Annotated in this window: 11 protein-coding genes; all 11 read right to left on the reverse strand. The window is 47.1% G+C overall.

Translation table 11 applies throughout. The features are described from left to right. Positions 1 to 85 precede the first annotated feature (85 nt). Positions 86 to 2,476 (reverse strand): glycoside hydrolase family 95 protein, encoded by a 2,391-nt coding sequence (locus MKY48_RS22845; RefSeq protein WP_339291019.1) that lies wholly within the window; start codon positions 2,474 to 2,476, stop codon positions 86 to 88. Positions 2,477 to 2,619: 143 nt separating this feature from the next. Beyond that, positions 2,620 to 3,444 (reverse strand): hypothetical protein, encoded by an 825-nt coding sequence (locus MKY48_RS22850; RefSeq protein ID WP_339291021.1) that lies wholly within the window; start codon positions 3,442 to 3,444, stop codon positions 2,620 to 2,622. 3 nt (positions 3,445 to 3,447) lie between these two features. Continuing rightward, complete coding sequence (locus MKY48_RS22855) at positions 3,448 to 5,229, reverse strand: hypothetical protein (protein ID WP_339291023.1); 1,782 nt, start codon at positions 5,227 to 5,229, stop codon at positions 3,448 to 3,450. 20 nt (positions 5,230 to 5,249) lie between these two features. Next, complete coding sequence (locus MKY48_RS22860) at positions 5,250 to 7,310, reverse strand: alpha-galactosidase (protein WP_339291025.1); 2,061 nt, start codon at positions 7,308 to 7,310, stop codon at positions 5,250 to 5,252. Between the two features lie 284 nt (positions 7,311 to 7,594). Beyond that, positions 7,595 to 7,957: a hypothetical protein gene (locus MKY48_RS22865; protein ID WP_339291027.1), complete on the reverse strand. Its 363-nt coding sequence runs from the start codon at positions 7,955 to 7,957 to the stop codon at positions 7,595 to 7,597. Positions 7,958 to 8,381: 424 nt separating this feature from the next. Further along, entirely contained in the window at positions 8,382 to 9,392 is a 1,011-nt protein-coding gene (locus tag MKY48_RS22870) for an LCP family protein (RefSeq protein ID WP_339291029.1), read from the reverse strand. A 28-nt stretch (positions 9,393 to 9,420) separates the two neighbouring features. Next, the gene (locus tag MKY48_RS22875; RefSeq protein ID WP_339291031.1) at positions 9,421 to 10,035 is read right to left on the reverse strand and encodes an undecaprenyl-diphosphatase; all 615 of its coding nucleotides are present in this window, start codon (positions 10,033 to 10,035) and stop codon (positions 9,421 to 9,423) included. A 47-nt stretch (positions 10,036 to 10,082) separates the two neighbouring features. Next, positions 10,083 to 11,207, reverse strand: coding sequence for an FtsW/RodA/SpoVE family cell cycle protein (locus MKY48_RS22880; protein ID WP_339291032.1), 1,125 nt, complete (start codon positions 11,205 to 11,207; stop codon positions 10,083 to 10,085). A 182-nt stretch (positions 11,208 to 11,389) separates the two neighbouring features. Next, positions 11,390 to 11,767, reverse strand: a complete 378-nt coding sequence (locus MKY48_RS22885) for a hypothetical protein (RefSeq protein ID WP_339291034.1) — start codon at positions 11,765 to 11,767, stop codon at positions 11,390 to 11,392. A gap of 251 nt (positions 11,768 to 12,018) precedes the next feature. Continuing rightward, the gene (locus MKY48_RS22890) at positions 12,019 to 13,419 is read right to left on the reverse strand and encodes a HAMP domain-containing sensor histidine kinase (RefSeq protein WP_339291036.1); all 1,401 of its coding nucleotides are present in this window, start codon (positions 13,417 to 13,419) and stop codon (positions 12,019 to 12,021) included. A gap of 3 nt (positions 13,420 to 13,422) precedes the next feature. Beyond that, complete coding sequence (locus tag MKY48_RS22895; RefSeq protein WP_339291038.1) at positions 13,423 to 14,142, reverse strand: response regulator transcription factor; 720 nt, start codon at positions 14,140 to 14,142, stop codon at positions 13,423 to 13,425. Positions 14,143 to 15,043: the final 901 nt, after the last annotated feature.

Here is a 15,043-nt window from a genome sequence, read left to right on the forward strand (position 1 = left end):
TACAATAGGATTATTTTACCATAAAAAAGTGGCATCTTATTTGAGTAAGATGCCATCACTAAAGGTTAGTAATCCTTTCCTTATCTTACCTCTGCCTTAAGTGGAATAATTCAATTCCCAATTTTCTTGATTTCTTAGGCTCTCCCTGTGTCCATCTCTCGCAGTCCCCCGTCTCAAGACCTACCTCCATCTCCCTCCCCCCATAAAACACCCGCACACTCCCACTCTCATTCCCCTTCACCCTCGCCTCAACCAGCTTCCCATCTTCCCAGCTCATATCCACCTCAATATTCCCTTTCGCCTTCAGCCCTTTTACACTGCCTGTCGGCCACATGGCCGGCAGTGCGGGCAGAAGATGAATCTCGCCTTCGTGGCTCTGCAGCAGCATTTCCGCAATGGCGGCGGTGCCGCCGAAGTTGCCGTCGATGACAAAGATGTTGGACTCGGCTCCGGCTACGCCGGGTTTAGAGTAGGTGAGCATGTTGTCGAAGCACAGCTCCCCGATCAGGTGGGCGATATGCTGCACGGCTTGATCCCCGTCATGCAATCGGGCGTAGAAGAGTCCGAACAGCGCTGCGGTAAATTCGATATCCTCCAGGTCGGCCCGGCTGTTCCGGTTCTCCAATGTCACACGGGCTGCCGCAGCGAGTTCCGGCGTTTGATGCGGCGTGATTTGGCTGCCGGGATACAGGGCATACAGATGCGACAGATGGCGGTGCTCCGGCTGCGCCTCCTCATAGTCCTCCAGCCATTCCTGCAGCTGCCCCTTCTTGCCGATCATCAGCGGAGGCAATTGATCCAGCGCCGTCTGCCACTTCTGCTGAAGTTCTTCATCCACGCCCAGCGTCTGTGCTGCCTTCACGCAGAACGCCAGCAGCTCCCGAACCAGGACGTGATCCATGGTCGGGCCCATGGACAGCTGCTGATGACCATCCTCCGGATTGCCGGTATAAAAGCTGTTCTCCGGCGAATTCGACGGACCTGTCACCAACCAGCCATACTTTGGATGTACCGTCATGTAATCCATGAAAAAGGCTGCGGCCTCCTTCAAGACAGGATAAGCCAGCTCTTCCAAAAAAGCCTGATCGCGGTTGTACGCGTAGTGCTCCATCATATGCGTCGCGATCCACAGTCCGCCCGTCACGTTGAGCCCCCAGGAGGTTCCCCACCCCGGCGACGCAAATCCCCAGGCATTGGAGAATACATGGGCCACCCAACCGTCGGCATCGTAATAATGGCGCGCCGCCGAGCGACCGGCCACCGATAGCTGCTGGATATACCGCATGAGCGGCTCATGGCTCTCGCTCAGGTTCGCGGCCTCCGTCGGAAAATAATTCATCTGGGTGTTCACATCCAGGTGATAATCGCAGCTCCAGGCCATCTTGTTAGCTTCGCCGTCATTCCATATGCCTTGCAAATGCATGGGCAGGATGGAGTCTTGTCGTGACCCGCTAATCGTCAAGTACCGGCCGTATTGATAAAACAACGCAAACAACGCCGGATCATCCTGCTTGCCCTGTTTAAACCTGCCGATCCGCTCGTCCGTAGGCAGACTGGAATGCTCGGAGCTTCCCAGATCCAATCGTACGCGGGCATACAGCGGCTGATAATCCGCCAGATGCTTGGCTTTCAGCGCGTCATACCCTAGCAAAAGGGCCTGATCCAACTGCAGCACGCTTTTCTCACGCCAGCCCTCACCTTCTTGACGGTAATCCGTGTTCACGGCAAAATAAATCGCCGCCTCATCCGCCCCGGCTACGGTTATGGTGTCATCAGTGCAACTCACCTGCCCGCCTTCCGCTACAACACGCAGCAGACCTAGGCAGGACACCCCGCACTCCCCATTGCTATGTATGCCTTCCAGCGCCTGTCCCTGGAATTTGATCGTGTCCTTCCCAGTAACGGCAGCATGAAAAGGGCCGTTCTCGCCTCGAATCGAAATGCGGAATGACACGCCTAACGAGCCAATGCTGCTGCGGATCCGCGAAACGATGACCTGATCAGCATGGGAAGCAAATACCTCTCGCGTCATCTCCGCTCCATCGATCTCGCAAAAAGAACGCGCCATTGCCTCCTGTAGATCCAGTTCCCGATGGAACAGCAGTTCAGCTGCTGCATTTTGTCTCCCGCCCTCGGATGGCTTCACGTTATGGTCAAACTCCAGAACGACTTGGCATAGTCCCAGATTGGTGCCAAAATTCAATTTTTCCGGCTCCAAGTGCTTCTTGGCCAGCCGATCGCCTTCGCGATAATCGCCCTGGAAGAAATGCTGCCGCATCCGCTCCAAATCCGCTTTGCTGTTGCATCGCCCTTGAGCTGGCTCCGGCTGGCCGGACCAATAGGTGGTTTCGGTGATATGCCATATCTCTCTGTCAGGGGTGGATACCACCACATTCCCCATTCGGCCATTGCCGATCGGCAGCCCTTGCGACCAGCCCTGGGCCGGGTTCGTATACCAAAGCTTCATATCTGTCATGTTGTTTTCTCCTCTTCAATTGATTTTCCAGTATGGATACAAGCGCTATCCCTTTCAGCAAAAAGCAAGAAATCGCGATTCCCGGATGGAGCCGAGAACCGCGATGAACTTGCAGATGTACATAATTAATCTATGACTTCTTGTTATGGATTAGGGACGATTTTATAAAGCTTGGATTCGGCCGCTTTTAGCGTCACATCCAACGAAGAGCCAGACACCGTCTGAGATTGGCCGCTCCATACATCCGTCACCGTATAGGACGCCGCCCCTTCCGAAGCGATACCGGCCCGAACGAGATCCACGGTGCGCTGCGCCGCATTTTGCGAATAGTTAAACACAGCTACATAGCGGGTTCCCTGATCATCCAGCACGAATACGTTCGCTGCCTGCGTGCCCGTGTTGCCTTCTACCGGCCGGAACGCCTTGCCCTTCATGGCAAGCCCGTTCACTTCCGGGTTGGTCAGCAGCGTTTCCATGTACTGCCGTGCCGTCGCATCCGTTACGTCATCCGAATTCAGGAAGACCGTGCCGGAGATCGCGGCCGCATTGACACGAGACTGCGCGCCTTCCATCGATCCGCCTTTGGTTAAGTGCATATAGTCCGGATCGGTATAATGGTAGATCGTTCCGTTCTGCCACCAGCCGTACGTGAGATTGTTCAGCTGGTATTCCGTGCTGCCGATGCTGCCGTCGATATCGCAGGAGATGCGGCGGCTGTGCGCATATTGGCTAGGGAACAGCGGCGCGATGGAAGCGCTGATGAACATGGAGCCGTCCAGCACTTCATTCACGTAAGCCATTCCTTGGTTATAGGCCTGGATCCCGGTTTGAACGCTAGGGTCATCATGCTTGCCTTCCATTGCCCCATGGCTCAGAAAATCGATTTTGATATATTCAAAGCCCCTGCTCTTGAACTTATTCATGTAATAATCGATCCGCTGCTTCACGCCGGGATGCGTCGGATCCACGGCTTAAGCGCCGTCCAGCGTTGGCAGCACGTTGCCCTCCAAATCGCGCAGCACGATATCGCCGTATTTATACTTCCCGTTGGTCCCTTCGACCTCCTGCTCCATATTATTGCCCCAGTACACGAACGGCGAATAATAGATGCCGGCCTTCTGTCCATTGCTATGAATGAGCTGAACCAGATCCGTCAGCTGCTGATCCGTCATGTTATCCCAATAGGAATCGAGATTGATATAGATATTGCCTTCATTGTTGAAGGAATGGTTCTGAATATGGTCTTTAAAATAATTCGAGACGGAAACCGCCTTGTCAAAGCTTAAATCGCTGGCATAAGCTCCCCAGCTGTTCCAGCCGACCGGAACGCCTTCAGGAATGTCCTCGCCAAAGGCTAACGGAGGCTGGATGGCTGCATTCACCTGGCCAAACGCCTCCAGCCCGGTCCGGTAATCCTCGAAAAAGCCGACCATGATTTTCGGCGAAGCAATCTGCTTGCCTGTTACTATTCCATGCGGGATCGTGTCCCACGTGGAGGTGGATGACGTAAATCCGCCATATACGCGCAGTTTGTTCAATTTGTCATTCGAGCCGCTCCAATAGATGCCGGTTTTCCACGTGTCATGCGTCACCGATCCGATGACGAGGCCGTTCCGGCTCGTATTGTCATAGATGGCCGTCAGCTCCGAGCTGATATACAGACCATTGTTGAGGCCGGTATTCATCGACTTCGCCTGGTATCTGGACCAAGCATCATTATCAAAAGGAACGACGAGGACCCGGTTATCGTCATAGCTGCCGATGTCGATGCCGCCTCTCGCTTCCATCGCGATCGGTGCTATATTCCCCGTAGATATGGCGGAAGGATGGGAAGCGACTGTTTCCGTAAGCAGATACGGCCCGTCTTCATAGACGTAATAGATTTGGCTGAGCGATGGCTTTCCCCCATCCTCATTCACGACCGTCACCTTGATGCCCTTGCCGGTTGCATCCTGGAATGGGACCACTTGATTTTTATAGAATTTATGATGTTTATATTCCTTGCTTGCAACCATCCGGTCGAGCTGGATCTCGCTGTATAACCCCTTGGCAACCGCTTTGCCGTTCCAATTGTATTGCGACAATCCGGTCGAGGTGTTGTACAGCAGCTCATACGTCGGATTGGATACCTTGAAGCCGTTGGCATACTCGGTTAGGGTGATGGAGCCATAGCTCGAGGCTTTCTTTTGCTTGCCTAAATCGCCAATGCTGCCATCTGGGCCTGATCCGTCATCGCCGGCTGAATCAAAGGTCAGCTCAATCTTGTCAAAATCGGGCGAGTATCCGCCTGCGTCATCGAACAGAATCGTGTTGCTGCCCTGATTCAAGTAAATTTGAATCTGATAGGTGCCGATCGTGTTCCAATCCGCTGTTTTTGGAAAACTGAAGTTCTCCTTCTCCGCTCCGTTTACGGAGATCGAAGCCGCGCGGGAATCCCCGGAGATGTAGAACATGTTCATATTGTATATACCGGCCTTATCGGTTTGAATCCCGTTGAACGTCAGCGTGGAGCCGCCGTACAGATTGCCGGCTTTTTGCCCGCCTGAACAGAAGCCGCAATCGACCGCTCCTGCATGGCCGGTAAACGTGTTCTGAGATGCCTCGGCCTCGTAGGAAAGGATGCCTCCGGCCGTTTGACTCGGCTGCTGCGGTTCTGCCGAAGCAAAGGAGCTGCCTAGCACAGACCCCACTAACAGAATCGATAAGAATAACATGAATGGCTTTTGGAAGAATTTGAACGGATGAATACTCACTGAACCTCTCCTCCTTCTATTCATTGATTTCGGCTTAATTTCAGAATTTTCGATTCAGCTGGTGCCAGCTCGACCGTGAGTGTGCCATTCACTTGACCTGTCGTGCCTTCCCACACATCCAGGACCGTGTAAGAAGCGTGCGCCTCGAGTCCGCACCGCTCCAAGGAAACCGGCTTCTGTACAGACTCGGCCCCGTCAAAGTTAAATACGGCAATATACGTGGTTCCCGCTTCGCTTGGATGTGTCAGGACAAACGTATCCGCAGCCTGTTTCCCGAGATTCCCCTCTACGGGCACAAAGGTTCTGCCCAGTCTCGCAATCTCGATGATTGCCTCATTTCCCAGCCAGGTCTTGGCGCGCCATGCCGCTTCCTCATGCCGGAAGTCATCGCTCAGCAGCAGCACTGTTCCCGAGATCACGGACGCGGTCAGACGGCTTCGCCCTTCATGGCGGGTCGTCGAATCCTGGTTGAAGCTTTTATAGATCACGGCATGGTCCGGATCGTTAAAACGGTACAGATTATCGTTCATCCACCACCCGTGCGTCAGCGAGTTCAGCAAATATTCCGTATCCTGGATCGTTCCGAACACATCGCAGGAAATTCTGCGGCTGTGCGCATAGGAATAAGGGAACAGCGGGGCAATCGACAGGTTGATGAAGAACGGTCTGCCGATCCGCTCCGGGGAGAGTTTATCCGTCAGATACGAGAGGCCGTAGTTGTATGCAGCGATCCCCGTCGTAATATCCGGGTTATAATGCTTGCCTTCCAGCGCCCCGTGAGCCATGAAGTCCAGCTTGATATACTCAAATCCTTCGGAGACGAATTTATCCATGAACCAATCGATCCGCGCCAGGTTCCCGGGATGCGTAGGATCAATCGCAAGTCCGCCGTCAACATCCGGTAAAATCTCGCCATCCTGGTCGCGAAGCAGGATATCGCCATAGGTGTACTTCCCATCGGTGCCCTCCACGGGGTTCCCGAACCCAGCCGGACTTCCCCAGAAAGCAAACGGCGTCCAGTATGTACCGGGTTTATGCCCGTTCTCGCGGACCCTTTTCAAGGCATCCTCCATCTCGGCAGGCGTCAGGCGATCCCAGAACGCATCGAAATTCATGTACAGGGTATTCTCGTTATGAAAGCCCTGCGGCTGAACCTCCCGCTTCAGAAAATCGCTCGTCACCACATAGAGGTCGTAATCCAACGTGCTCATCGCGGCCGACCAGCTGTTCCAGCCGATCGGGACGCCGCCGTCCCAGTTCAGTGCAGGCGCTATCTTCGCATTCGCTTTCCCATACGCTTCGAGTCCTGTCCGGTAATCGTCGTAATCCCCTACCAGAACCAGCGGAGATGCGACGCGCGTTCCTCTTACGTAGCCATGCGGCTGGGAATCTCGGGTCATGGTGTCGGCCGCGCCAGCGTACAGTTCCAGTTCATCCAGCTTGCCTGCGGTTTCCCCTTTGACGCGAATGCCGGTCTTCCACACGTCATGACTGATCGATCCCAGAATCAACCCATTGCGGCTATCTGGCTGGAACAAGGCCGTCACTTCGTAACTTTCTGTCTCCAGCGGGGCCGTCTCCGTCAGGTAGCGCACCCATTTGTCATTATCATAAGGTACGCGGAGCACATGCAGAGCTTCTCCCGGAACCGTCTCGCTTCCGCCCGATACGCTATCGGTTTTCACCACCGCGATGCGGTTTACCTTTAAGTCCTCCTGACCGACTATGACGACTCTTGTGATGAAAGATGAAGCTCCCTCATAGACGTAAAAATGCTGTTCCAGTCCTGGGAGCAGATCGGATTCATGCTTAATCACGGCATGGATTCCGGTTCCGAACCGATCTTGGATCTTCTCCGGCTGCCCTATCATATAATGGCGGTCGTAATGTCCCGTATGGTATTCCCGGCCCTGCCATCGAAAGCCGCTTCGTACTTCTTGCAGAGCGAATCCCCTGCTGCCTTCGTAGGCGTAACCGCCTTTTTCCAAATCCACCTCAATGGCCACCAGACCATTCGCCAAGCGAATGTGAGTTTCGGCATTCACCCCCACGTTCACCGCCGTATCACTGCTTCCTAACATCTGTGGATTGCCTCCTTCTGCGTGCATCTGTGCTGCATTCAGGCTGTTATAGCATCAAGCGCCTTTTACAGCTTGCTACCATTATAGAAGCGTAGATAAAGCGCTTTCTATACAACGATCTTCCGATCCATATCGGGATGTAACGCATCTGGAGCGACCAATTTGTTAAAATGCAATATGGCCACTTTTCGCTATGAAATCACCTAATTAAAAAGGTTACCCGAGGACAAACGAATCGCCCGGATAACCTCCGTAAATACATAAGCTATATTGAAATAAAGCACCTACTCGCGAGCCATGATGAAACACTTGATACCATCAGGACCCGTGAAACTGGCAAATCGACCAATCCCAGGCTTATCCTGAGTCTCAATGATGGAATGCGCACCAAGCCTCCGAGCATTGATTAAACTTCGTTCACAGTCTTGAATGGTGTAATAAACATTCCATTCAGACCAAGCTGCTCCATTATCGGAAACAACCATACTCAGGCCGCATTCATATTGGCTACGATTCTGAAACACAATCGTTGCATCCTCATTTCGATTTTCAAGTTTCCAATCGAACAGCTTCGAATAGAATTCTCCCGGTACTACTGCATTAGTTGATGTAAGTACCAGCCAGCACGGCAGCCCTTCTGTTGTCATATCCGATATCTCGTTATGGGCATCCTTAGTGATTGCATAGTGATCACGGCGCCCATCGGATCCTGAATGGTAGATAAACGCAAATTCATGACGTCAAAAGGTTCTCCAATAATTCATCTGATATCAGTCGGAGGCGGGGTCTTAGCCCTAAAGCCGCCAGTATAGCAAGCATGTTGACTTCTAATTTCCACTGTCGGACCGGCGATTTCGCGATCTGGTCTACCAGATTGCGCTCCAGCAACTCATGACTTCATTTTTGCTAAAGCGTAGAACCAGAAGAATCAAACATCTGTTTTATGTCAACTGCAGGATTGGATCTCTAGTTTACCTAGTTACATCAAGGGTTTGTTTAATTGTTTTTTAATAGCGAAAGTTGAGATGAAGTTAAATCAGGTCTGACCAACTAAAGGACTCCATGCACGGATCACTCCAGTACACCAATAGTTTCCCATTTAAACGAAATTTCTGAACGGATACCTGCTTCATCAGCTAGATCTATCAACGCTTGTTGCAAATCCTCTTTGTTTACGTAAACATAGGGACTTTTCCAACTGGATTCCAACTGCAATGAACGAATCTGATTCGGTTTGATTTTCGGGAAATTATAGACCCATTGTTGAAGATCAGATTCATGAATATCAGACTTCACATTTTCACCGATAATGTCCAATATGTTTCCCCATTGGGAAATCCCTTGAAAATCCCCCAATTTCTCAATGATCTGCTTGATCACTTGCTGCTGTCGATCGTTACGTGCGAAATCGGAGGACTCCCGAGTCCCTTGATTTGATTTACGATACCTGACATAGTCGAGCACTTGTTGACCATTAAGAGTCTGCAAGCCCTTTTTTAAATCGATATGCGTTCCGTCTGCGGAATCGTTATATTTCATATCCATGTCGACATCGATTTGCAGTCCGCCAAGTGCGTCCACGGTCTGCCGTAAGGCATCAAAATTCAACACGACCATATGATCAATCGGAAAACCTAGCAAATCAGAGAAAAAACGTTTTGTATTAGGAATAGCCTCTGACTTATCCTTTATATAGTAATAAGCATAATAATAATTGGATTTATGAGCAGGCAACGATTTAGGTTTTAGCAGCAAATCACGCGGCAGGGACAACAAACTAGCAGATTGGGTTTGTGGATTGAAACTGACAAGCATAAGAACATCTGTATTCATCACCCCACCACCACCATCCCGACTATCTACACCCGCCAAAAGAAATGTCATAGGTTGAATCGATTCCTTCTTTACATAATCAATCGGATCATCAGCCAGCTTTGGAGCTGCCACACGTTGAATCGCAGCATCCGCCTTATAATATATATACCCTGCATAGATTCCAACTCCAAGTATCAGGGCGCTTATAACAAGGTAAATGCTCATCATAACTTTACGAATTGCTTTTCTCTTCGGTTTGATAGACATAATTTCCTCCACTCAATTCTAATAACATTCAATTTTTGAGTTTAGAAGCTTTTTTATAACTTTTCCAAATATTATTCTCGATTTTTTCATAAAGATTGATGCCAGCGTTCAAACATTTATGAGCTACAGACCATCGATGAACCATTTGATAAACCATAAATGCACTAATTACACCAATAAATGCTCCCGTGATGACATCAGAAGGATAATGAACACCATTCCAAATTCGGGAGAATGAAATCAAACCTGCCAATATAAGCCAAATTACGCCATCTTTCTTACAAAACAACCATATACCTGTTGCGATTACAAAGGCCCCAATCGAATGATTACTTGGAAATGAAGCGTTAGCGGAATGTTCAATTAATTGGTTAACCGTATGATGAACAAAAGGCCTATCCCTATAAAAAAAGTGAGAAAGTATACTACCAACACTAAATCCAACACAAGCTGACAAGAGAGTTGTTATCACCATTTGCCTGTTCTTATGGATGCGAGTAAACCAATAAACAATAATCCCCAGGTAAAAGAGGTATTCCGCTTTTTCTGATAAAAAACGCATAAATGGATTTAATGCAGAGAATGTTACTGCCATTTGATTGATGAATTGAAATACGAGATCATCCGTTTGAGAAATGCCCAATTTCTTAACCTGCTTTCTATTCCTGTAATAATAAGGTTGTCTTCAGTTCATTCTATATAGATATCGTTTTTATGAAATTTGACACTTAACACCAAACCAATTGCAATCATATTACTAAGTAGTGAGCTGCCTCCATAACTTATGAACGGTAAGGAAATACCCGTCAGGGGTACCAAACCGATATGCATGCCTATATTTACGAAAATTTGAAAGACTAACATTCCTATAAGCCCGGTAACAAGATATGCCCCTGCAAGTTCTCTACTATCTTTGACGATATGAACCATGCGATATATGAGAAGGAAATATAACAGCAACAGCACCGCAGAACCCAAAAAACCATATTCCTCGCCTATGACCACATAGATCGAATCGGAATACGCATAAGGAACAAACCCTCTACGTAAAAAAGATACGTCACTTCCAGTCAACCCTCCCAAAGCTATCGCATATTGTGCGTTTTTAACATGCCATGATTTATCGGGATCGCTGGCTGGGTCAAGAAAAGTCTGAATTCTTGACATTTGATGAGGCTCTACCATCTTGGATAACAATTCGAAATTGGCATAATATAGCCATAATATTATGCCTACCGTAATGATCATAATACTGATGAACAGAATCATATATAATGAACGGATGTTACCCATCCACAGCATACTAAGCAGTGCACCCACAAAAACTAGAGAAGTGCCTAAATCCGGCTGCTGCATAATTAAGATGATAGGAATCATAAAAATGATACAAATCGGTAATATATCTTGAACAATACGAAGCTGAGCTCCCTCTCGCTTGCCTAATAAATGAGCAATCAGAAGCACTGTAAATAATTTAGCTAATTCAGAAGGTTGAAGCTGAAAATTTCCAATACTTAGCCAACGAACAGCACCGTTAATATTCTCTCCGGTAAACTTGACAAGAACCAGCATCCCTATGCCAATTACATAGAGAACGTAGGATAGCTTACCAAACAGAACTCTATAATCTAACCATGCGAGAGCCAGCATAGGAATGCAGAATGCACCGAATAGATATAAATAACTAATGTGAAGGCCTTCTAAATTCGTATCCACTGTGGCTCCATAAATAGCAATCGTACCAATGGCAACAAGACACAATATAATGAACAGCATGGTTTTATCCAGTTTTGAAATTATGTGGGTGATAAACATGATGGCTACCTCTATTTTGTTGAATTTCTGTAGGAATCCGCCTAAAAATGAACATCACAAATAATCCGATGAGCGCAAATACTCCTTGTTTCATGACGTAATGCCACGGACTACTGTGTTTTATGATTCAGGTCGGTCCCTTATTTTAACGTTCAAATCATAGGACACCTTCCCAATTTTAACTACAATCCTTGGGAAGGATACTCAAGATCGATCTTACCGTGATACTCCTCCTTGGATAACAGCTTCAATTTATCTTCACTCAAGCCATAAATGTCCAGACCATTCCCTGCGGCCCCTAGCGACCAGCCAAGCACGAGCTCGGATCGACCGTCCTGATCGATATCTGGAAATCCAGCATACTCCAAGCCGTAACCAAAGCCCTTGACTTCCGAAACGATTCGCCACTCCTCATTATCTTGCTTAAATAGCGCCGCTTTCAACATTTTACCTGTCGCTTTATTCTCTTCATATACAACGACGGCTTCATCGATACCGTCCCCATCCATATCTCCGAACGAGATATCATTACCGTCTTTTCCCAGCGTAGGAACTAACAATTGAACCTCGTCAGGTAGTAATTTAATAAGTTCATGGTTGATTTTATCTCGCTGAATACTTGCTTCTGATAATGGAGGCTTAATCATATCTACTGGTGTTGCGGGAATCCCACATCCTCCGAGCAACAATAACGTAGTTGATATGAAACCTATTCTAATGAGTTTGTTGAGCATTCTGATTACCAACTCCTCGATTGTCAAGGTTATTGACTATTCTATCTTTGAAAGGGAACGAAGTGGTTATGAAAAAGTTAAATTTTATAATTTTCTTCTATCGGCAAGTAGATCTGGACTTTCGTACCCTTACCTACCTCACTAATTATGCGTAATTCTCCATGATGTAACTTAATGATCTCATTTGATATGGATAGACCCAGACCACTGCCAGGTGCTTGTGGATCTACTTTGTAGAATTTTTGCAGCACATTCTCTAGATTCTCCTCTGAGATTCCTGACCCAGTGTCCTCAACGGTAATAACAACTTGTTCTAGAGCTGTATGAGCGTGTATAAAAATTCGACCATTGGCATCTGTAAATTTGAGTGAATTATCAATTAAATTTATTAGTACTTGCTTCAAGCGATTCTCGTCCGCATGAATGGTAGGGAGAATCTCCTCAGTTTGTATTTCGAGTGAGACTCCTTGCCGAGCTGCTCTTGGGGCAAGTTGTCTACCCACATGATGCAATAATTCTGATAGATGAACAGGTGCTGAGTGTAAGGCAATTCTTCCATTATCCAGTTTAGAGAAATCTAACAGTTCTTCCACCATACGAGATAACCTGTCGCTTTCTGATTCAATAATATCCAATCCTTCTTTAAGGATTTGCTCGTTGTGATTCCCATTCGATTTCAGCGTGATGGCCCAGCCTTTAATTGACGTTAATGGCGTTCGCAGTTCATGGGACACGGATGAAATAAAATCATTTTTAAGCTGTTCGCTCTTCAAAATTCTACCTGCCATCATATTTAACGTATCAGCCAAAGAACCCAGCTCATCCTGATAGCGTTTATGTACTCTTATCCTGAAGTCTCCTTCTGTCATCTGATCTGCCGCCTGTTTAAGATCCTTAATTGATCTCGTGATGGTCCGAGACAACAATAGTCCAAGAACGGTAACAATCGCAAGAACAAACAGACCTACACAGATCAGTACGATTGAAATACGATGAACTGTCTGTAGTGTTTCAGTCAAGGAAGTGACAAATCTGACTTCTCCCACGATGATATCATTGGCTCGTAAGGGAAAAGATACCGCTAATATCGCTTCTTGGGTGGAAGGGTCCTTGCCTCTCCATGTGCCGGGTTGTCCTTGGAGTGCAGTCCGTACATCTAAATACGTAGTCATGTCATTGCAGCCTGGAAGTCCGGTAGAGTCCTGCAAAAGTCGGCCTGATGAATTAATAATCTGTACTTGCGCATCCGAGTTATGTGCAAACCCCTTTAATAATCGATACGATTGTTTCTCCAGATCTTCATCGGCAAAATATTGCTGAAAAAAAGAAGCAGACAGCTCCGCTTGATTCATCAGAATCCGCTCAACATTATGAAGATAATAATATCTCACGTAAACCATGAGAAAAATCTCAAGAATGAGAACAGTGATACAGATGACCACAAAATAACTTCCTACTAATCTTTTCTGAATACCCACTTCTTAACCGTCCTTCCTGAAGCGATATCCTACTCCCCATACCGTTTCAATCCAATGTGGCTTGGAGCCATCATCTTCAATCTTTTCCCGTAACTTTCGCACATGAACATCTACTGTTTTAGGATCTCCAACATAATCCTCTCCCCATACGAGATTTAATAATTCATTCCGGGATAGTGCTGTATCGGGATGTTCTAGAAAGGTTCTAACTAGTTGAAATTCCTTCGGCGTTAATTCAATAAAGAAGTCATGTTTGTACACTTTATTCGAATTCAGATCCATCCGAATTGGACCGGATTGAATCACGGATCTTTGCGGTTTTAGAACAGTTTCTGTTCGGCGCAATATCGCATTAATTCGTGCTACAAGCTCTAACGGATTAAATGGTTTGACAATATAATCATCAGCTCCGATTTCTAATCCTTTGATCTTGTCCAGATCTTGTCCGCGGGCAGTTAAAAAGACGATGATGACCGCAGGCTCTATCTCTCTTAACTGTCGGCAGATTTCAAATCCATCAGCATCTGGCAGCATAATATCCAGAACGACTACATCGGGTCGATTTGCAGTGAAAAGTTGTATCGCTTCTCCTCCAAATGCAGCCTCACTCACCACAAATCCGTTATTTATTAAATTAATCGATACAAAACGTCTAATATGTGCATCATCTTCAACAATAAGTACTTGATTACGATCAGCGGTATTTATAGCTTCCACCCCCATAACTCGATTCCTAACACGTAAAACGCAAAAAAAGCCCCCCCTGTAAAGAGACAGCCTTGTACTCAGATCCTTATTCTTACCTGTGTAATTATTACATGTGGATATTACTCTAAATTGATTAACTTGTCAAAAGCTTCTACTGACCAAGGAATCCTGTCAACTGGATTAGTGTGCGTGTTGCAGCAAATACAGTGACCTTTCCTTGGTAAATCAATTGAGATATATTATTCGTTGTCATTGGGCATATTGCTCCGTAATAAACCTGCACAAGTTCTTGAAATTTTATTTAGGCCATTTCCAGCGAGGAAGATCAAAGCCGTATCTTAGCAACGGGGCTCCAATGAGAACGGCAATGGTCTTTTAAGAGAATTTATTCCCAAAGGTCATGGCTTTGCTGGTATCTCGGATGAAGTGTTAGCTGAGGCCGCTGGCTCATCAAAACCGCCCCCGTAAATGCTTGAGGTGGAGATCTGCTCACGAAGCCTTTTTGGAAGAGTTGTCGTACTCAGCTTGACAATCCATCGCAGAATAGCCTGAACGTCGGCAGCCGAATGAATAGTAATTACTGCTTGCTACCATTATAGAAGCGAGGGTAAAGCGCTTACTATACAACGATCTTCCGATCCATATCGGGATATAACGCTGTTTTAATCTAAACAACCGTAGACCGTGTTCATATGGAGTTTAAAAATGTTATTGACACGACACCAAATGGTGTCCAATTAGAAAGAATCGGAGGATGTATATTCTTTTCTATTTGAAAGAGAGAAGGATTTAACCTGGAAGGCAGGGCAATATGGTTTGTTTAGCATTACGCATAAGACCATAAAAAACCCTACAAAACCATTCAGTTTGGCAGCTGCTCCTACAGAGAATATGGTTAAAATCACCACGTGAATCA

Source organism: Paenibacillus sp. FSL W8-0187, assembly GCF_037969755.1.
Classification (GTDB): domain Bacteria; phylum Bacillota; class Bacilli; order Paenibacillales; family Paenibacillaceae; genus Paenibacillus_AQ.

Coding starts and splice junctions, on each gene's coding strand:
- MKY48_RS22845 (WP_339291019.1), bottom strand. CDS start 2,476: ATGACAGATATGAAGCTTTGGTATACGAACCCGGCCCAGGGCTGGTCG.
- MKY48_RS22860 (WP_339291025.1), bottom strand. CDS start 7,310: ATGTTAGGAAGCAGTGATACGGCGGTGAACGTGGGGGTGAATGCCGAA.
- MKY48_RS22865 (WP_339291027.1), bottom strand. CDS start 7,957: ATGACAACAGAAGGGCTGCCGTGCTGGCTGGTACTTACATCAACTAAT.
- MKY48_RS22870 (WP_339291029.1), bottom strand. CDS start 9,392: ATGTCTATCAAACCGAAGAGAAAAGCAATTCGTAAAGTTATGATGAGC.
- MKY48_RS22880 (WP_339291032.1), bottom strand. CDS start 11,207: ATGTTTATCACCCACATAATTTCAAAACTGGATAAAACCATGCTGTTC.
- MKY48_RS22895 (WP_339291038.1), bottom strand. CDS start 14,142: ATGGGGGTGGAAGCTATAAATACCGCTGATCGTAATCAAGTACTTATT.